Here is a 17,255-nt window from a genome sequence, read left to right as displayed (position 1 = left end):
CCTGGCCGAGCGCCCACCGCGGCCGAAGTCCGTTAAGGCCCCTTTCCTTACTCTCAAGGTAGGTATGGTGGCCTACCCGGACTTCCTACTCGCACGCGGAAACTCCCGAATGTCAGGAAAGGGTCGTTCAGGACGAAAAATGTCCTGAACGACCCTTTCCTGACACCCCCCCGCGGCACGACCGGCGCGCGGGTGGCAAAAGAAGTACGGACGAGCCGGCGTGTAAGCCGGATCCTGTCCTCGCCTCGCCTTGCGGCTGAGCGAGTGGCGGCCATCCATCTAGGCCCACCGTCGCCGGCGGGCTCGAGCGGCCTACCCGCAGACTCGGGCGAGCAGCCCTCGGTCGCCTGCGCAGGAGCCTCGCGGCTCCCTCTTGGCCTTGCTCCGGGTGGGGTTTACCTAGCCGTCCTGGTCACCCAGGACGCTGGTGGTCTCTTACACCACCGTTTCACCCTTACCTCCGCCCGCGAAGCGCACGGAGGCGGTCTGTTTTCTGTGGCACTGTCCCGCGGGTCGCCCCGGGTTGCCGTTAACAACCACCCTGCCCTGTGGAGTCCGGACTTTCCTCGAACCGGTTTCCCGGCTCGCGGCCGCCCCGCCGACTCGTCCGTCGGCGAATCCTACTGCACGGGTACGGGCAGGCAGTTCAGGTTGCGCCGCCCGTCGGGTTCGACGACGAACCACAGGTGGTCGGTGCCCTGTCCGGTCCATTCGCCGGGACGCGCGTTGGCGAACTTGTAGAGCGGCCGGCCGGCCAGGGTCACCTGCCGGGCGCCCTCGGGACGCTTGATCGTGTCGACGATCCCGGGGTCGATGCCGGTCACCACCGGCGTGCCGGTGGTCGTGACGGGAATCCACACCGCGGCGCAGTCCCCGAGGCACACCGAGCGGGCCTTGTGCGGGTCGTCGCGTTCGTACCGGAAGAGGACGGCGCCGGTCTCGTCGAGGACGGCCCGGCCCATCCGGGTCATGTAGACGGCCGTCAGCTGCGTGCCGGGCGGAGCATCCGTGGGAGAGCTGGGCCGCGAGGTGCCGGACGGCGGCAAGCGCGGGCCGGGGAGTGTCTCGGTGACCGGAGCGCTCGCCGTCAGCGACACGGGTTCACCCTCCTGCCACCACATCGCGGCGCCCACGACGAGTGCCGCGATGACGACGAGCATGGTCAACCGCGATCGGCGCATCAGGCGTCTCCGTTTCTCCCGGGTGGCTGACGGGGTTCTGCTCCGCGATCTCGTTGGTCCAGTGCAGGACGGCGGACGGGCTGTCGAGGCCGACGACACCGACTAGGCGGCCCTTGCGGACGAAACCGGTGACGGGCCGTTCCCCGCCGACGGGTGAGGCGAGCGCGACGGTGTCGGCGCCGAGCTTCGGGATGCCGCCCGCCTGGATGCGCATGCCGTGCTGTTCGGACCAGAACCGCGGCACGGGCGCGAACGGCCGCGAAGCCTGCGGCCCGTCGAGGAGGTTCTCCGCCGCGGCCCGGCCCATCTCGACGGCGTTGAGCCAGTGTTCGACCCGTCTCGGGGTCTCGTCGAACCGCAGGTTCGGCCACTGCGCGACGTCACCGGCGGCGACGATGTTGTCCATCCCCAGCACGTGACAGGTGGGCGCGCAGACGACACCGTCGTCGAGCGGCAGCTTGGACCCGCGCAGCCACGAGATCGACGGCACGGTCCCCACGGCCACGACGACGCACGAGACGTCCAGGATCCAGCCGTCGGACGACCTCAGCCGCAGGCCGTTCGCCGTGGTCTGCCAGCCGTCGATGGACGCGCCCAGCGCCAGCCGCACCCCTCGCGACCGGTGCAGCGCGGAGAGCTTCTGCCCGATGTGCCTGCCGACGACCTCGCCGAGCAGATGCGCCGACCGGCCGATCACGGTGACCTCGCGCCCCGTCTCGCGCAGGCTCGCGGCGACCTCGCAGCCGATGAACCCGCTGCCCAGCACCGCGACCGGCCCGTGGTCGGCGGCGAGGTTGCCGCGCAGTTCGGCGGCGTCGGCCAGGGTCCGGACGACGACCACCCGCGGATGTCCGTGCGGGACACCGGAAAGCCGCCGGGGTTCGACGCCGCAGGCGATGACGAGCCCGTCGTAGGGCAGTTCCTCCGCACCGGGCAGGTGGACGACCTGGCGGCCCGGCTGCAGATGCGTCGCCGGGGTGTTGAACCGCCATTCGGCGTCGATCTCGTCGAGCCGGGCGAGCGCCGTCTCCGCCGGGCTCGTGGCCCCGGTCAGCAGGTCTTTGGACAACGCCGGCCGGTGATAGGGCAGGTCCGGCTCGTTGCCGACGATCACCAGCTCGCCGTCGAACCGCAGTTCCCGCAACCGTTCCGCGCAGCGCAGTCCCGCCAGTCCGCCGCCGACCACGACGATCCGTTCGCTCATTGTCCCGCCCCTCGCAGGTGGATGGCTCGCATCGGACAAGCCCGGGCCGCGGCCTGGACCAAGGGCAGCTGTCTGGCGCCCGGTTTCCGGAGATAGCGCAGCTGGCCGTCCCCTTGCAGCTGGAAGACCTGCGGTGCTTCGGCCTGGCAAATGGCGTAGCTGTGGCATTTCTTGTCGTCGACCGAGATCATGACCCGTTCGGCCCGGCCGGCGCCGCCGTCGAGCAGTCCCAGGCGGACCAGCGCCCGCGGCGGGAGCACCCGCAGGACGGTGAGCACGACGGCGGGGGTGAGCACGGTGATCCCGCCGAGCCAGACCGTCGCGAGGTTCCCGTTCGCGGACGCGCCCAGCCAGGAATGGATCGCCAGCAGGCCGACCGAGAGGTAGCCGAGCTGATGGAACCACCCTTTGACTCGACGCCCCAAGGCGGCGGTGACGGAGACCGCGATGAACAGTTCGAGCCCGACGACGCCCGCCGCGTGCCGCGCGAACCCGCCACCGGCGAACGGGATCAGCAGCGCGAGAACGCCGAACGAGCCGTCGTCGAGGAAGAGATAGGACAGGCCGTGGACGGAACCGGTGGCGAGGCTGAACACCGCGAGGACGACGTGCCCGCCGCGCAGCGCCTCGTGGCCGGTGGCCCGCCTGATCCACCCGGTGGCGCTCAGGATTCCCCAAGCCAGCGTCAAGCACATCGTCGAGTAGGCGAACCGGGCGGAAAGCGTGGCGATGTCCCGGACTCCGCTGTCGTGCGGTGACGGGGCCGGGATGACCGCCAGGAGCGCGGCCGTCACGCGCGCCTGCCCGGTGCGCCGAGCACCCGCACGAGCCCGAAGGTCGCTCCCCCGGCGACCGCCACCAAGAGCACGCCGAACACGATGTCACCGCCGCCGAGTTCGTTGCCGACGGCGGAAACCACCATCAGCGAGGTCGTCTCGGCGATGCCGGTGCTTTCGAGCAGGGTCATGTGCCGCATGACGGTGTCGACGGCGGTCTGCGCGAAGGACCGCATCGCGTCGTCGCGGGTGGCGGCCCGCACTTGGGAGGCGAGGCCGAAGACGCTCCCGTGCGCGGCGCGGGAGCGGTTGACGTAGAGATGGTCGAAGTCGGCGCTGACGGCACCGGTGATCTCCTCGGCCCAGGACCGTTGTTCTTCGGTGGGCTCGCCGGGTAGTTCGACGTGGACCTTCGACGCCAGTTCGCGGACCTGGGCGTCGAGCCGGTCGTGGTCGTCGGCGAGTTTGCGGCCGACCTCCCGCACCCGCAGGCCGCTCGCGCGCTGTTCCGCCTGACGACCGGCCGGACCTTCCCACAAACAGGCCTGCCGTACTCGCACGAGCAGTTCCCGATCATGGGAATCGATTTCCGCGAAGGCACTGTCAGGCGTTCCGAGCCCGAGCACCAGTAGGGCGATCACCACGCCGAGCAGTCGATAGATCATTTCACCCGTCCCCACTGCGGATACGCATCGAACAAAGGGCCTCACTGGGAGTACGGGGAACCGGAGTGGCCGGTTCGATCTCTGCCCGCCCATACAGTGTGATGTGCATCACACTACATATTTAGAACCGTTTATCGCCGCCGTACGTACCGGGCAACCAATAGTAAACGGAGCACTACTGCACATGGCTCACGGCGATAGTCTGCGCTACGGTGTACGAACCCGCGAAATCCTCCACCACTGGGGAGGTCTCGAACTTCATGGAAGCAGTGGGCAGAGAATGCCGTTTCGGCGGCGAGCATCGTTCGAACGAGCTTTCCGAAGAGCTCATTTCGTTGCTGTACAAAGATTTCCGGGAGACCCTGTTCAGTCAGGTGATGTACCTGACCGGCCATGATCGACAATGGACGGAAGACGTCGTCCAGGAAACGCTGATCCGCGCCTGGCAGCATTCCGACACGCTGAACCGTGAGCCGGGAATGCTGCGCGGCTGGCTGCTCACGGTCGCCAGGCGGATAGTCATCGACGGCTGGCGAAACCGGCGTGCCCGCCCGCAGGAGGTCGAGCTGGACAGTTCTGAAAACGCCGAAACAGCGGACCAGACCGAGCAGTCACTGTCCGCACTCGTCATTTCCGAAGCGCTACGCTATCTGGACAGCAAATACCAGGCTGTCATCTACGAGACGTATCTGACCGGACATACGGTCCGGGAGGCGGCGGTGATATTGGGAATACCGGAGGGAACGGTCAAATCACGGCTGTACGCGGCTATGAGGACATTGCGACGGTCGTTAGGAGAGCTGGGTTCGCGATGATGAAGCGAAAGGTGAAACACACCGATGCGGCGGCGTACGTACTCGGTGTGCTCGACCGGGCCGAGGCGTATGCCTTCGAAAAGCATTTGCGGGGGTGTGTGCGCTGCGGCCGCCGGGTCGCGGAATTCACGTCGGTGGAAGACGCGCTCGCGAGAGCCGATCTGCGCTACCTGTCCCCCGGCGCCGCCGTGGTCCGGCGCTGCGGCCGGCTGTCGATGATCGTGGCCAACCTCGTGGTGGTCCTCGTGGCGTGCGTCGTCGCGGCCTTCATGTCGGCACAACGGTCGTCCGGCCGATACCGGCGGATCTCGTCGGATGCGGACATCTTGACCTCTGCTCCCCTCGACGACCAGCGGTCACTCCCGTCACCGCCTCCGTTCAAGTAGTCTGCCGCAAGCCGAAACGAAGGTCTCTACGGTGCATACCGAAGTAAATCCCGAGAGTCCCTTCGGCGGGCCTTCGGTACCGAAGCGTCCCGCCGGGTTGCTGGGTCGAGACAGGGAACTCGACACGATCACCGGGCTGTTCCGGGCCGCCCTGCGCGGCCGCGCGACCAGTGCCGTGGTGGTCGGGGAGTTCGGCATGGGCAAGTCGTCGGTGCTCGGCGCCGCCGGTGAGCTGGCGAAAGCGGCGGGGTTCACCGTCGCGATCGCCTCCGCGTCCCGGTTGGAGACGCACCTGAGCGGCGGTGTCGGCCGTCAGCTGATCGACGGGCTCACCCACGCGCCGCCGGACCACGGTCCCCGGGACGAGCAGGCACTCGACGCCTTCTTCCACACCGTCCGCCACGCCGCCGAACAGGGCCCGGTCTTCCTCGGCATCGACAACATCCACCTCGCCGATCCGTGGTCGATGCGCTGCCTCGCCTACATCCGGCATCGCGTGGAGCGGCTGCCGGTGATGATCGTGCTGACCGCGCTGATCGGACAGTTGCAGACCGGCGAGGTCGCGCTCCTGGAGATGTCCGGCTGCACTCCGGCCACGATCCGGCTGCGCGGTCTGGGGACGCGGCACGTCGCCGAGTTCCTCGGCGTCGCCACCGGCCGGTTCGCCGAGGAATGCCGCGAGGTCACCGGCGGCAATCCGTACCTGCTCGGCGCGCTGCGCCGCCGCCTGGTGCCCGGGATGGACCTGGACGCCGCGGGGTCGGCGATGATCGGCGAGGTGCTGCGGGTCCGCATGCACGAGTACACCGCCGCGCCGAAGATGCTCGAAGCCGTCGCGATCCTGGGCGAGGACGCGAGCTTCGACCTGCTGGCGCGGCTCGCGGGGGTCGACGAAAGCACCGCGCTGGCCGCCATCGACACGATGGTGCGCGCGCACCTGCTGACCAACAGCCACCGGCCGGCGCTGACCTACCGGTTCGTCCGCAATTCGGTGCTCGCCGACATGCCGCTCACCACCAGGGCGGTCACCCAGTCGCGGGCGGCGCGGCTCCTGCACGACGCGGGCGCGGCACCGGAACGGGTCGGCGCCCATCTTCTGGAAGCGACCGCGATCAGGATCCCCTGGGCGGTCGACATCCTGCGGATGGCCGCCCGGCATTCGGTGGTCGAGGGCGATCCGGAACTCTCCGTCCGGTTCCTTTCGCGGGCGCTGGAAGAACGGCTCAGCGAACGCAAGCGGATGGCGATCCTGCTCCAGCTCGCGCACGCGGAATTCCACTGCGACCCGGATTCGGCGCCTGCCAGGGTGCGCGAGGCCGTCGACCACATCGACGACCGCGAAACCGCGGCCTTCGCCGCGACGGCCATGATCCTTTCGCTGTGCGGCGGCCCGGACGCGCGGCTGGCGATCAACTCCGCCGGCCAGTTCGCCGCGCGGCTCGACGCGGGCGGGCCCGACGCCGTCTGGCCGCTGCTGTGCATGACCTACCTCGCCGAGGCGGGCAGCAGACTCGGGCCGCCGCCGGACTTCCGCGACTTCGAACGGCAATGGGCGCCGCTGAACGATCCCGCCGCGCAACAGAGCCGATCGGGACTGCTCGCGCTCGACACGGTGCGCGGCGGGAAGTCCTCGGCGAACGCCGTCCGGCATTTCGGGGAGGCTTTGTCCGGCGAGCACCCCGAGCTGTTCGAACAGCCCTATTTCTTCGCGCTGGCGACGGCGGTGCTCGCCGACGAGGCCGCCCTCACCGACAAGCTCTGCCAAGTACTCGACACCGAACGCGTGCCCTGGGACTTCCACGTGCCGAAGGGAGCCCTCGCCACGCTCGCCCGCGGGATCGCGCTGCAAGCGGGTGGCGACCTCGTGCGCGCGAGCGTCCACTACGAATCCCTGGTGCGGCAGTTCGACGAACGCGGCGCCACCAGCCGGTGCCCGATCGCGGTGCTGTGCGCGGCCAGGCTGATCGAGGTCTCGGTCGATCTCGGCCGTCACGACGTCGCGACCGCCTTGCTGGACAAAATCGATTTCGGGGCCACGCAAGCACTTTTCACGCACAACTACCTGCTCTACGCGCGCGGCAGGCTCCGGGCGGCCGGTGGTGAACCCGAACTCGGGTACGAAGACCTGCGCGGCTGCGGACGCCGTCTCGAACACCACGGCATGCGTTTCCCCGGATTCGCCCCCTGGCGAGCGCACGCGGCCCGCACCGCGCTGGCACTCGGGCGCACCGACGCGGCGGCCAGACTCGCCGAAGAGGACCTCGCCGCCGCGGAACGGTGGGGCACGCCGAGAATCCTCGGCGGTGCGCTGACCACGGCCGGTCTCGTCCGCAACGACGAGGAGGCCGAACGACTGCTCACCAAGGCCGTCGACGTCCTCGGCGGTTCGACCGCGAAGCTCGCGCTGACCGAGGCCTTGACCGAACTCGGCTCGTTCCAGGCCCGCCACGGTCAGGGCGAAAAAGCGATCGTGACGCTGCGGCGGGCCACGCAAGCGGGCAAGCACTGCGGGGCACGGCCGCTCACGAGGCGGGCCGCCGAGGCGCTGCGAGACGCGCGGACGAGCCTGACGACGGCGAAGGACAACGAACACGGCCTCACCAAACAGGAATACCGCGTCGGGGTGATGGCGTCACAAGGTCTCACCAACCGGGAGATCGCCGAAGCGCTGCACCTGACCCGCCGCACCGTCGAACTGCATTTGTCCGGGGCCTACCGGAAGCTGGAGATCGCCGGGCGCACCGAATTGGGTTCCGCGCTCGGCCGGTCCCAGCGCGTGGACGGTGATTGACGGTTTCCGGGGGCGGCGGGTTCACTCCGCGACATGCCGGGAATCGAATCCGAACCACTCAAATTCGCCTATTGGGTCCCCAATGTGAGCGGCGGCCTGGTCACCAGCGACATCGAGCAGCGCACCGACTGGGGATACGAGTACAACCGGGATCTCGCCGTCCTCGCGGAGAACAGCGGGTTCGAATACGCGCTGAGCCAGGTCCGCTACACGGCCAGCTACGGTGCCGCCTACCAGCACGAATCGACCGGGTTCAGCCTCGCGCTGCTGCTCGCGACGCAGCGGCTGAAGGTGATCGCGGCGATCCATCCCGGACTGTGGCATCCCGGGGTGCTCGCGAAGTTCATCGCGAGCGCGGACGTGATCTCCGGCGGGCGCGCGGCGGTCAACGTGGTCAGCGGCTGGTTCAAGGACGAATTCACGAACCTCGGTGAACCGTGGCTGGAACACGACGAACGGTACCGTCGTTCGGAAGAGTTCATTCGCGTACTGAAGGAACTCTGGACGAACGACCACGCCGAATTCGCCGGTGATTTCTATCGGATCCACGATTTCGACATCAAGCCGAAACCGGTCGGGCGGCCGCATCCGGAGATCTTCCAGGGCGGCAACTCCACCGCGGCGCGGAAGCTCGCGGGCCGGGTCTCCGACTGGTACTTCAGCAACGGCAAGGATTTCGACGGCTTCAGCGAGCAGGTCGAGGAAGTTCGCGGCTACGCGGCCGCGAACGACCACGCCGTCCGCTTCGGACTGAACGGCTTCCTGATCGCGCGGGAAACCGAAAGCGAGGCGAAGGCCGTACTGCGCGAGATCGTCGAGAAGGCGAACACCGACGCCGTCGAGGGCTTCCGCAACGCCGTCAAGCAGGCGGGTGGGTCCACATCGGACAAGAAGGGAATGTGGGCCGACTCGGAGTTCAAGGATCTGGTGCAGTACAACGACGGCTTCCGTACCGGCCTGATCGGCACGCCGGAGCAGATCGCGGACCGGGCCGTCGAGTACAAGAAACGCGGGGCGAACCTGTTGCTGCTCGGTTTCCTGCACTACCTGGAGGATGTCGAGTACTTCGGGAAGCACGTGCTGCCGGTGATCCGGGCGAAGGAGGCGGACCTGGAACGAGGCGCCGCCACCCCGGAGCCCCTGGTCACTTCCGCTCCCTGATGCATTTAGTCCTCTGGATGCGGTCTTTGCGTGGGGCAACTACCGCATCCAGAGGACTGAACGCGTGATTTACGGCAGGTAGACGGTCTGGCCCGGTTTCATGGAGGGACCACAGTCGTTGAGCGGCCTGCCGAAGCGCACCTTCTCGACCTCCGGCATGGTCTTCGCCGCGTAGTCCTGGACGGCCTTCAGCTTCTCGGGGCTGGAGACGGCGTCCTTCCGCACGAAGTCCCCGCTCCGCAGCCCGCCACCCGGGTACACGAAGATCGGCTCGTAGTCACGGTCGATCCGCGGGTCGACGGTGATGCCGTTGCCCGCGGCCCACGGGCCCCACGAGTGGATGAACGTCGGCTTGACCTTGTCGAAGACGTAGTCGCGCAGCCCCGGCATGTCGCCCTTCTTGACGAAGTCCGCGACGTCCGCCTCGACCAGTCCGGCCATGTCGACCAGGTGCAGCCTGCTGGTCATCGACGAGCCGCCCAGGTCGGGCAGCAGCAGCGACGCCTGCTGGAGACCGAGGATGTCGGCCATCGTGTTGAAGCCGCGGCCGAAGCGGTCGGCGATGAGGCACGCGGGCACCGTCGGGCTCTGCTGGAACTTCTCCGACGACGACGCGAATCCCATCCCGGACGGGATCGCGGCCGCGACCAGCACGAGCACCACGACCACCCGCAGCACCGCCCGCGAACGGCGCAGCAGCTCGCCCGCGGCCAGCGTCCCGGCCAGCGCGGCCAGGATCCAGATCGGGGTGGCGAAGCGGTGCTGGCCCATCCAGTCCGGGACCATCACGCCGTAGGCGATGATGCCCAGCGCCAGCGGCGTCAGCAGCGCGACCAGCGCGCGCCGCCATTCCGCCCGGACCAGCGCGTAACCGATGGTCAGCGCCAGCAGGATCGTCCCGGCGACACCGGCGTAGCCGACCAGCTCGAACGGCTGCTTCAGCGCCGAAAGCCCGGGAAGGCCCTGCCCCTTCGCGATGGACGGGTTCGCCAGCAGCCTGCCGAACTCCGCGATCCGCCAGGCGAGGTACGCGCCGAACGGGATCGCGAACGCGACCACCGACACCACGACGAGTTTGACGCTCTGCCCCAGCAGCGGCTTACGCAGCTGGAACAGGACGACGAGCGGGTACGCGGCGCCGTAGATCAGGCCTTCGGGGCGGGTCAGCGCGGCGAACGCGACCAGCACCCCGGACCAGATTGCGACCTTCGCGGTGAGCACGGTGTCCTTGCGGACGGCGACGAACAGCAGTACGGCGAGCCAGGCGACGGCCATCCCGAACAGGGAATTCTCCAGCCCGGAGATCGTCCAGATGACGAACGACGGGATCGCGGCCAGTGTCAGCCCGGCGACCAGCGTCGCCAGCCAGGCGAAGCGCTCGAAGACCTGCTTCGCCGCGACGTGGCAGGCGGCCAGCGTCCCCGCGGTGAACAGGAGCCCCAGCAGCTTCGGGAACAGGACGTAGTCGGGAAGGCCGAACAGCGTGCCGCTGTCGAAGATGCCGAAGAGCTTCCCGACCGCCAGCAACACCAGCCAGGTCGAATTCGACCAGCCCTCGACCGACGGCTGCCCCGGCTGGAGCACCGGGCCGAGTCCGTCGGCGAAGCTGCGCGCGTAGGAGAAGGTGATGGCCGCGTCGTCGACGATCCAGTGGCCGTAGAGCGTGGCGTGCCAGGCCAGCGCCGCGACACCGGCGAGGACCGCCAGGTACGGCGCGATCCGGGCGGCGAGGCCACGACGGGCCGGCGTTTCGGCCGGGTCGGGCACGTCTTTTTCGGAAGCTTCGCTCAGTGCGCTCGCCGTCATGTCCCCGTCTTTGCCTTTTCGCTCACGTGCCCGTCGTCAAAACTGTAGCCAATACCCCATCGGCCGCCCGCGACACGTCATATCCAGGCGTGATCCGCGCCACAGTTCTCGCTAGGAGAGGTGCGAGATGTCGTTCACCAGGCGGACCGAGGCGTTGCCGTCCGGGTAGAACTCGACGATCGACAGCGAGGCCAGGTCCAGGTGCAGGCGGAACAGCAGCGACGGTCCCGCGTCCAGGCCCATCCGCAGCAGTGACTTGATCGGCGTGACATGGCTGACCAGCACGAGCGTCCGTCCGCCATACCGCGCGATCAGCTCGTCGCGGGCCTTGCGGACACGCCGGTGGACGCCGTCGAAGCTCTCGCCGCCCGGCGCCGCGATCGACGTGTCCGAAAGCCAGCTGGTCTGGAACTCGGGATCACGGTCCATGGCCTCTTTGAAGGTGAGGCCCTCCCAGTCGCCGAAGTCGGTCTCGATCAGCCCGGGGTGGGTCTCGACCCGGCCGCCGAGCGCGTCCGCGATCGCCTGCGCGGTCTGCTGGGTGCGGATCAGCGGCGAGGCGATGATCGGGGCCACCTCGCCGTCGACGACCAGGCCCTCCATCGCGCCGAGGCGTTTCGCGGCAGCGGCCGCCTGCTGCTTGCCGTGCTCGGTGAGCGGCACGTCACCGCGGCCGGAGTACCGCTTGTCGACCGACATCGCCGTCTGGCCGTGCCGCACGAGGAGCAGTTTGGTCGGCGTTCCGGTGGCGCCGGTCCAGCCGACGGGGCTGACCCTGTCCTGCTTCACGGTCTTCTTCGCCGGTTCCGGCTTCTTGGCGGCCCCGGCGTCCATCGCTTCGTTCGCGAGGCCGTCCGCGTGGGAGTTCTCCGCGCGCGGGATCCACTCGTAGCGCACGCGCGAGAAGCGGGCCGCCAGTTCCTTGGCCTCGGCGTTCAGCGGCTGCATCGACGGATGCTTGACCTTCCACCGCCCGGACATCTGCTCCACCACGAGCTTCGAGTCCATCCGGACGTCCACTGTGGACGCTCCGAGCTCGGCGGCCGCGGTGAGCCCGGCGATCAGGCCGCCGTACTCGGCGACGTTGTTCGTCGCGATGCCGATGAAGGCCTTGCGCTCGGCGAGCACCTCATCGGTGGCGGCGTCCTTGACGACCGCGCCGTACCCGGCGGGACCGGGGTTGCCCCGGGAACCGCCGTCGGCCTCGACGAGCACGTGGTCGGTCACAGGCCGGACTCCAGCGTGCGGACCAGGATGGCGCCGCAGTTCTCGCACTGGATGACGTTGTCCTCGGGAGCGGCCTTGATCTCGGCGATCTCGCGGCGGTCGATGTCAAGCTGGCAGGCGCCGCAGCGGCGGGCCCGCAGCAGCGCCGCGCCGATGCCCTTGTGCGCCCGGACCCGCTCGTAGAGCTTCATCAGGTCTTCCGGGAAGCGCGGCAGGAGCTTGGCGCGATCTTCGTCGCGACGCGCCTTCGTGGTGTCGAGGTCGGCGAAGTTCTCGTCGCGACGGCTGACGGCTTCCGCGACTTCGCCCTCGGCCTTCGAGACCTCGGCGCTGGTGCGCTGGGCGTCGAGTTCGAGCGCCTCGCGGCGTTCCATCAGCTCCAGCAGGTCGTCCTCGAGCGCGGACTGACGCCGGTTGAGGCTGTTCAGCTCGTGCTCGATGTCGGTCATCTGCTTCGCCGCGACGGAACCGGATTCGAGGAGTTTGCGGTCGCGGTCGCCGCGGGCGCGCACCGACTCGATCTCCTTCTCCTGGCGGGCGATCTCGCGGTCGAGGTCGGACGCCGCCGTCTGGACCGAGACCAGCGCGTCCCGTCGATCGCGAACCGTCTTCTCGCCCGCGTCGATCTCGGCGATCTCCGGCAGGGTGCGGCGGCGGTGGGCGGTACGCGAGAGTTCCGCGTCCACCTTCGCGAGTTCGAGCAGCTGGCGCTGGACGGCGGGGTCGGCCTTCACGGTGCTCCTTGGAGTTTCTTAGTGCTCGGTTCGGGTGGCCCGTAGCGTCCACGGGTCGGTGCACCGCGTGGAGACGTGAACGTCGACGTTACCCGCAAACGCGGCGCGGACGACGCCCGAGGCTTGCTCACACCACGGCCATTCGCTCGCCCAGTGCGTCACGCCGACCAGGGCGGGGACTTCGGCGATCTCCGCGAGGTGCTCCCCGGCGGGATGATGCCGGAGATCGGCGGTGACGTACGCGTCGACCCCGGCGGCGGTGGCCCGCTTGAGATAGCTGTCCCCGGAACCGCCGGACACGGCGACGCGGCGGATCGGGCGGTCCGGGTCCCCGGCGCCGTAGACCCCGGGTTCCGTGCGGGGCAAGGCGTTCGCGACGCGTTCGACGAAGGCGGAGAACGGTTCGGGCGCGGGCAGTTCACCGATGCGACCGATGCCGGTGACGCCGTCCTCGCGGGGGTCGAGCGGGCCGAGGACGGTCAGGCCGATGGCGTCGGCGAGCGCGTCGGAGACGCCGGGCGAGGCGGAATCGGCGTTGGTGTGCGCGCAATAGAGGGCGACGCCGGCGCGGATCAAGCGGTGCACGAGGCGCCCCTTGGTGCTGTCGGCCGGGACACCGTGGACGCCGCGCAGCAGCAGCGGATGATGCGCGACGATCAGCCGCGCGCCGCTTTCGATCGCCTCTTCGACGGTCTCGTCGACCGGGTCGACACAGAACAGGACCTTGTCCACGTTCTCGGCCGGGTCGCCGCAGACGAGTCCGACAGCGTCCCACGATTCGGCGAGTTCGGGCGGATACGCCTGCTCCAGGGCGGCGATGACTTCGGCTAGCGCGGGCACCGGGGGATTTTCGCATGTAGCGTTTCCGGACATGCGACTTCGGGTGCTCTGCGCGCTGCTCGTGGCCGGACTGCTGGCGGTACCCGCGCCCGCGTCGGCGTCTCCGGGGTTTTGGAAGCTGACCGATCTGGCGGCGCAGCGCGTTCAGATCGCCGACAAGGTCGCGGCCGCGAAGTTCGGCACGCCGTCGCCGATCGACGACCCGGTGCGTGAACAGCAGATCCTCGACTCCGTCGCGGCGAAAGCGCCTGGCCTCGGTCTCGACGCGTCCGCGGTGGTGCGGTTCTTCCGCGACCAGATCGAGGCGAACAAGGTCGTGCAGCGCGGCCTGTACGCGAAGTGGACCGAGGACCCCGGCACGCGTCCACCGGAGCGGCCCGATCTGGGGACCGAGGTCCGGCCGGTGATCGACCGGCTCAACACGGGCCTGCTCGCCGAACTCGCGGCGACCGGGGACGCGCGGGCGCGGCGGTCGTGCGACGTGCGGCTGGCGGTCACGGTGCGGCTGGTCGACGCTCGCCGCTCGCTGGACCGGTTGCACTCGGTGGCGCTCGGGGAGTCGGTGCGGTCGGCCTGCACGCACCCCTGACCGCGGGGGGAGCAAGGGACCTTTGCTATCACTCGGGCCGCTGACCTGCAGAAAGAGAGCAGGGGACCTTTGCTGTCGCCGGCTCCCGGGCGCGTTCCGACTGTGTGGATTTTGGTGCGTTGGATGCGCAGAAATCCACACAGTCCCCGCGAGACGGCCGGGCGGGCGACCTGACCGTGCCCGCGGCGAAGGGTGTGTGGAAATAGGGACACTCAACGTCCCTATTTCCACACACCCCCGCCGATGGCCCCGGGGCGGTAGCAAGGGACCTTTGCTATCACTCAGGTCGCTGACCTGCGAAAAGAGAGCAAGGGACCTTTGCTATCGCCCCCGGGGCCCGGGCGTCAGTCCAACGCCTTCGCGTCCTTGTTGACCGCCCAACGGCCGGCCGCGCGCATCACGCGGCCCGTCCACAACATCGCCCGGTAGGCCGTCGTGTGATCGGGGGTGTCGGGCTCGGCGACCTGGTACGGCGCGACGGACGCGCTCGTCCGGAGGTGCAACGGCATCCTGGTCATCGCCTCTTTCGGCGATCTGGCCTGGACGAAGTGGTGCTCCGACAGGATCCGCCCGACCTCGTAGGGGTGCGGAAGCTTGACGGTGATGCGGTACCACCGGAGCCCGGTTGCCGGGGACTCGACGATGGGCAATGGTGCGCTCATACGCGACCTTTCCTGCGTTTTTCTCTCCAGGTGGTCTACTCCCGCTTCGCCCCGGCTTTCCAGTTCGACGCGCCGGGTAGCCGTTCGGAGCCGGTGAGCGGTCGATCTCCGGCGGCCTTCACACTGATCAGGTGCTGCACATCGTCTTCGTCTGCTCCGGCAACATCTGCCGCTCCCCGATGGCCGAGCTCGTCTTCCGCGCGAAGGTCGAGGAAGCCGGTCTCGACCACCTCGTCCAGGTCTCCAGCGCGGGCACCGGCGGCTGGCACGTGGGTGAGGCCGCCGACAAGCGGGCCCGCGCGAAGCTGGCCGAACACGGTTATCCGACCGGCCACGTCGCGGCCGAGGTCGACCGCGGGCATCTGGCCGCCGACCTCCTCCTCGCGGCGGACGACGGCCATCTGTCGTTCCTCCGGCGCAAGGTCTCGGACCCGGCGAAGGTCCGCCTTCTGCGCGAGTTCGACCCGTCCGCGCCCGAAGGCGCCGAGGTTCCCGACCCGTACTACGGCGAGGACGACGGTTTCGAGGATGTCCTCGGCATGATCGAGCGGTCCGTTCCGGGCCTGCTCGACTGGGTGCGCGCACACGCCTGAGACGGACCGCTTACCGTGGTGGGGTGCGGTTGAAGTTCCTGCTGAAGCCCGGATGGCTGGCGTTGACGTTGGTGGTGTTCACCTTCGCCATCACCTGCTTCACTCTGCTGGCGCCCTGGCAGTTCTCCCGTAACACCGAACGCGAGCATCAGAACGCGGCGCTGCGGGAGTCGTTCTCCGGGCAGCCTCGGTCGCTGGAGCAGCTGCTGCCCAACGGTGCCGTGCCTGATCAGCGCACCGAATGGCACCTGGTCGCGATGAGGGGCACGTACCTCCCCGATGGCGAGGTCGTGGCCCGCCTTCGCTCTGTACAGGGCGAAGCGGCCTTCGAGGTCCTGACGCCGTTCCGGACCGTCGAAGGCACGGTCGTGCTGGTGGACCGCGGGTACGTCCGGCTCGACGACAAGTCGCGTGCCCTTCCCTTCGCCGCGCCTCCCGCCGGGACGGTCGACATCGTCACGCGGGCACGTCACGACGAGCGGGACGGGAAGAACCGCGACGCCTTCGCCGACGAGTCGACCGGCGGGAAGCTCCAGAGTTACGTCGTCGATTCCCAGGTCGTCGCGCGCGCCGCGAAGCTGGACGTCCGGCCGGGCTACTTCCAGCTGGACCTGAACCAGCCCGGCGTGCTGGGCGCGCTGCCGCTGCCACAGACCGACAGCGGGCCGTTCTTCTCCTACGCGCTCCAGTGGATCGCGTTCGGGGCGATGGCGCTGATGGGCTGGCTGTACTTCACCGTCCGGGAACTGAAGCCGGGTGGCGCGCTGACCACGGAGCGGCCGCAGCGGCGCAAGAGCGTCGCCGAACTGCTGGCCGAGGACGAACGCTCCGAAGTGGCTACCTGATCTGACGCGAAGATGGCCCTTTTATAGGTCCATTGCGTGTGTTGATACTCGATCATGCTGATTCACCCGTGGGACGCCGCCCACGACGACGCCGAATGGCGGGCCTGGCTCTCGGCGCACGACTTCGGCCAGCTGATCGCCGGCGGCGCGGGCCGCGACCTGCCGATCGTCAACCCGGTGCACTTCGTCTACGACGGCGACCGGACGGTCCTGCTGCACCTCGCGCGCCCCAACCCGGTCTGGCCGCTGCTGGAGGAGCACCCACGCGCCCTGCTCGCGGTGACCGACGACCACACCTACATCCGGTCCGACTGGAACACCCCGGCCGACCCGCCGCACGGCGTTCCGACGTCGTATTACGCGTCCGTGCAGCTCGAATGCGACGTCCGGCTGATCGACGACGCGGCGGAGAAGGCCGCGCTCCTGGACCGGCAGCTCGCGCACTTCGAACCTGACTCGGTCCGGGCGGGGGTCAGCTCGACCGAAGCGCCGGACAAGCGGCTGCTCCCGGGCATCCGCGGCGTCGAGCTGACCGTGACCGGGGTGCGGGCGAAGTTCAAGTACGGCGGGAACAAGCAGCCCGCCGACCGCTCACGGATCGACGGGGAGCTGGAGCGGCGCGGCGGCCCGGGGGACGGTCCGGCGCGGGCGCAGCTGGCGCGGCGGGAGCGATAGCAAAGGTCCCTTGCTCCCTTTCCGCAGGTCAGAGCGCCAGGCGATAGCAAAGGTCCCCTGCTCCCCCGGCGATCGGCGCCTGGGCCGTCTCGCGGTGACTGTGTGGATTTTGGTGCGTCTGACGCACCAAATCCACACAGTCCGCGTCCACGGCCACTCGGCGCACGGGGTGTGTGGGAATAGGGACACTCAACGTCCCCATTCCCGCACAGCGCCCGCGACAGCAAAGGTCCCTTGCTCTCCTTCCGCAGGTCAGAGCGCGCGGCGATAGCAAAGGTCCCTTGCTTCCCCGCCGACGGGACAGC

Annotated in this window: 17 protein-coding genes and 1 other RNA gene; 8 read left to right on the top strand and 10 right to left on the bottom strand. The window is 69.0% G+C overall.

All coding sequences use genetic code 11. The annotated features are described in order from the left end of the window. Positions 1 to 207 precede the first annotated feature (207 nt). The 5 genes from rnpB to ACFWMR_RS28215 form a co-directional block, all read right to left on the bottom strand. Positions 208 to 606: RNase P RNA component class A (gene rnpB / locus ACFWMR_RS28235), an RNA gene on the bottom strand. Positions 607 to 620: 14 nt separating this feature from the next. Then, a complete protein-coding gene (locus ACFWMR_RS28230; RefSeq protein ID WP_378380541.1) occupies positions 621 to 1,181 on the bottom strand; it encodes a COG4315 family predicted lipoprotein in 561 nt (186 codons plus the stop codon). Continuing rightward, a complete protein-coding gene (locus tag ACFWMR_RS28225; RefSeq protein ID WP_378380539.1) occupies positions 1,102 to 2,385 on the bottom strand; it encodes an NAD(P)/FAD-dependent oxidoreductase in 1,284 nt (427 codons plus the stop codon). The genes ACFWMR_RS28230 and ACFWMR_RS28225 overlap by 80 nt, the downstream gene beginning before the upstream one ends. After that, positions 2,382 to 3,179 (bottom strand): ferredoxin, encoded by a 798-nt coding sequence (locus ACFWMR_RS28220; protein ID WP_378380538.1) that lies wholly within the window; start codon positions 3,177 to 3,179, stop codon positions 2,382 to 2,384. Before ACFWMR_RS28220 ends, ACFWMR_RS28225 begins: the two co-directional genes overlap by 4 nt. Further along, positions 3,176 to 3,826, bottom strand: a complete 651-nt coding sequence (locus ACFWMR_RS28215; RefSeq protein WP_378380537.1) for a DUF4142 domain-containing protein — start codon at positions 3,824 to 3,826, stop codon at positions 3,176 to 3,178. The genes ACFWMR_RS28220 and ACFWMR_RS28215 overlap by 4 nt, the downstream gene beginning before the upstream one ends. Before the next feature lie 260 nt (positions 3,827 to 4,086). Here ACFWMR_RS28215 and ACFWMR_RS28210 point away from each other — a divergent pair, with 260 nt between their 5' ends. From ACFWMR_RS28210 to sfnG, 4 genes are read left to right on the top strand one after another with little or no spacing between them, the layout of a single operon-like run. After that, positions 4,087 to 4,641 carry a sigma-70 family RNA polymerase sigma factor gene (locus tag ACFWMR_RS28210; RefSeq protein WP_093938990.1) on the top strand — a complete coding sequence of 185 codons (555 nt, stop codon included), beginning with the start codon at positions 4,087 to 4,089 and terminating at the stop codon, positions 4,639 to 4,641. An 11-nt stretch (positions 4,642 to 4,652) separates the two neighbouring features. Next, a complete protein-coding gene (locus tag ACFWMR_RS28205; RefSeq protein WP_378380536.1) occupies positions 4,653 to 5,027 on the top strand; it encodes a zf-HC2 domain-containing protein in 375 nt (124 codons plus the stop codon). Between the two features lie 31 nt (positions 5,028 to 5,058). Continuing rightward, positions 5,059 to 7,818, top strand: coding sequence for a BREX system ATP-binding domain-containing protein (locus ACFWMR_RS28200; protein ID WP_378380535.1), 2,760 nt, complete (start codon positions 5,059 to 5,061; stop codon positions 7,816 to 7,818). Between the two features lie 33 nt (positions 7,819 to 7,851). Beyond that, positions 7,852 to 8,979: a dimethylsulfone monooxygenase SfnG gene (gene sfnG, locus ACFWMR_RS28195; protein ID WP_093938993.1), complete on the top strand. Its 1,128-nt coding sequence runs from the start codon at positions 7,852 to 7,854 to the stop codon at positions 8,977 to 8,979. A gap of 69 nt (positions 8,980 to 9,048) precedes the next feature. Here sfnG and ACFWMR_RS28190 read toward each other — a convergent pair whose 3' ends face one another. The 4 genes from ACFWMR_RS28190 to ACFWMR_RS28175 form a co-directional block, all read right to left on the bottom strand. Beyond that, entirely contained in the window at positions 9,049 to 10,785 is a 1,737-nt protein-coding gene (locus tag ACFWMR_RS28190) for a hypothetical protein (protein WP_378380534.1), read from the bottom strand. 111 nt (positions 10,786 to 10,896) lie between these two features. After that, complete coding sequence (locus ACFWMR_RS28185) at positions 10,897 to 12,012, bottom strand: bifunctional RNase H/acid phosphatase (RefSeq protein WP_378277023.1); 1,116 nt, start codon at positions 12,010 to 12,012, stop codon at positions 10,897 to 10,899. Further along, the gene (locus ACFWMR_RS28180) at positions 12,009 to 12,746 is read right to left on the bottom strand and encodes a zinc ribbon domain-containing protein (RefSeq protein ID WP_093938995.1); all 738 of its coding nucleotides are present in this window, start codon (positions 12,744 to 12,746) and stop codon (positions 12,009 to 12,011) included. Before ACFWMR_RS28180 ends, ACFWMR_RS28185 begins: the two co-directional genes overlap by 4 nt. Before the next feature lie 18 nt (positions 12,747 to 12,764). After that, positions 12,765 to 13,586, bottom strand: coding sequence for a Nif3-like dinuclear metal center hexameric protein (locus ACFWMR_RS28175; protein ID WP_378277022.1), 822 nt, complete (start codon positions 13,584 to 13,586; stop codon positions 12,765 to 12,767). Positions 13,587 to 13,617: 31 nt separating this feature from the next. On the opposite strand from ACFWMR_RS28175, the gene ACFWMR_RS28170 reads away from it, so the two are divergent. After that, positions 13,618 to 14,175 (top strand): chorismate mutase, encoded by a 558-nt coding sequence (locus ACFWMR_RS28170; protein ID WP_378380533.1) that lies wholly within the window; start codon positions 13,618 to 13,620, stop codon positions 14,173 to 14,175. 344 nt (positions 14,176 to 14,519) lie between these two features. Here the strand turns inward: ACFWMR_RS28170 and ACFWMR_RS28165 are convergent, their stop codons facing one another. Further along, positions 14,520 to 14,837, bottom strand: coding sequence for a hypothetical protein (locus ACFWMR_RS28165; RefSeq protein ID WP_378380532.1), 318 nt, complete (start codon positions 14,835 to 14,837; stop codon positions 14,520 to 14,522). 131 nt (positions 14,838 to 14,968) lie between these two features. Here ACFWMR_RS28165 and ACFWMR_RS28160 point away from each other — a divergent pair, with 131 nt between their 5' ends. From ACFWMR_RS28160 to ACFWMR_RS28150, 3 genes are read left to right on the top strand one after another with little or no spacing between them, the layout of a single operon-like run. Next, the gene (locus ACFWMR_RS28160) at positions 14,969 to 15,430 is read left to right on the top strand and encodes a low molecular weight protein-tyrosine-phosphatase (protein WP_093938999.1); all 462 of its coding nucleotides are present in this window, start codon (positions 14,969 to 14,971) and stop codon (positions 15,428 to 15,430) included. A 23-nt stretch (positions 15,431 to 15,453) separates the two neighbouring features. Further along, complete coding sequence (locus ACFWMR_RS28155) at positions 15,454 to 16,275, top strand: SURF1 family cytochrome oxidase biogenesis protein (RefSeq protein ID WP_378380531.1); 822 nt, start codon at positions 15,454 to 15,456, stop codon at positions 16,273 to 16,275. 54 nt (positions 16,276 to 16,329) lie between these two features. Beyond that, positions 16,330 to 16,950: an FMN-binding negative transcriptional regulator gene (locus ACFWMR_RS28150; RefSeq protein WP_378380530.1), complete on the top strand. Its 621-nt coding sequence runs from the start codon at positions 16,330 to 16,332 to the stop codon at positions 16,948 to 16,950. The last annotated feature ends 305 nt before the right edge of the window (positions 16,951 to 17,255 follow it).

It is taken from the genome of Amycolatopsis thailandensis (genome assembly GCF_042723255.1).
In the GTDB taxonomy this organism is placed as follows: Bacteria; Actinomycetota; Actinomycetes; order Mycobacteriales; family Pseudonocardiaceae; genus Amycolatopsis; species Amycolatopsis thailandensis.
The sequence above is the reverse complement of the archived record's forward strand: the minus strand, read 5'-3'. Positions and strand labels throughout refer to the sequence as shown.

What these genes read in the sequence shown, in the direction of transcription:
- ACFWMR_RS28230 (WP_378380541.1), bottom strand. Translation starts at nt 1,181, where the DNA reads ATGCGCCGATCGCGGTTGACCATGCTCGTCGTCATCGCGGCACTCGTC.
- ACFWMR_RS28225 (WP_378380539.1), bottom strand. Translation starts at nt 2,385, where the DNA reads ATGAGCGAACGGATCGTCGTGGTCGGCGGCGGACTGGCGGGACTGCGC.
- ACFWMR_RS28215 (WP_378380537.1), bottom strand. Translation starts at nt 3,826, where the DNA reads ATGATCTATCGACTGCTCGGCGTGGTGATCGCCCTACTGGTGCTCGGG.
- ACFWMR_RS28210 (WP_093938990.1), top strand. Translation starts at nt 4,087, where the DNA reads ATGGAAGCAGTGGGCAGAGAATGCCGTTTCGGCGGCGAGCATCGTTCG.
- sfnG (WP_093938993.1), top strand. Translation starts at nt 7,852, where the DNA reads ATGCCGGGAATCGAATCCGAACCACTCAAATTCGCCTATTGGGTCCCC.
- ACFWMR_RS28190 (WP_378380534.1), bottom strand. Translation starts at nt 10,785, where the DNA reads ATGACGGCGAGCGCACTGAGCGAAGCTTCCGAAAAAGACGTGCCCGAC.
- ACFWMR_RS28170 (WP_378380533.1), top strand. Translation starts at nt 13,618, where the DNA reads ATGCGACTTCGGGTGCTCTGCGCGCTGCTCGTGGCCGGACTGCTGGCG.
- ACFWMR_RS28165 (WP_378380532.1), bottom strand. Translation starts at nt 14,837, where the DNA reads ATGAGCGCACCATTGCCCATCGTCGAGTCCCCGGCAACCGGGCTCCGG.
- ACFWMR_RS28150 (WP_378380530.1), top strand. Translation starts at nt 16,330, where the DNA reads ATGCTGATTCACCCGTGGGACGCCGCCCACGACGACGCCGAATGGCGG.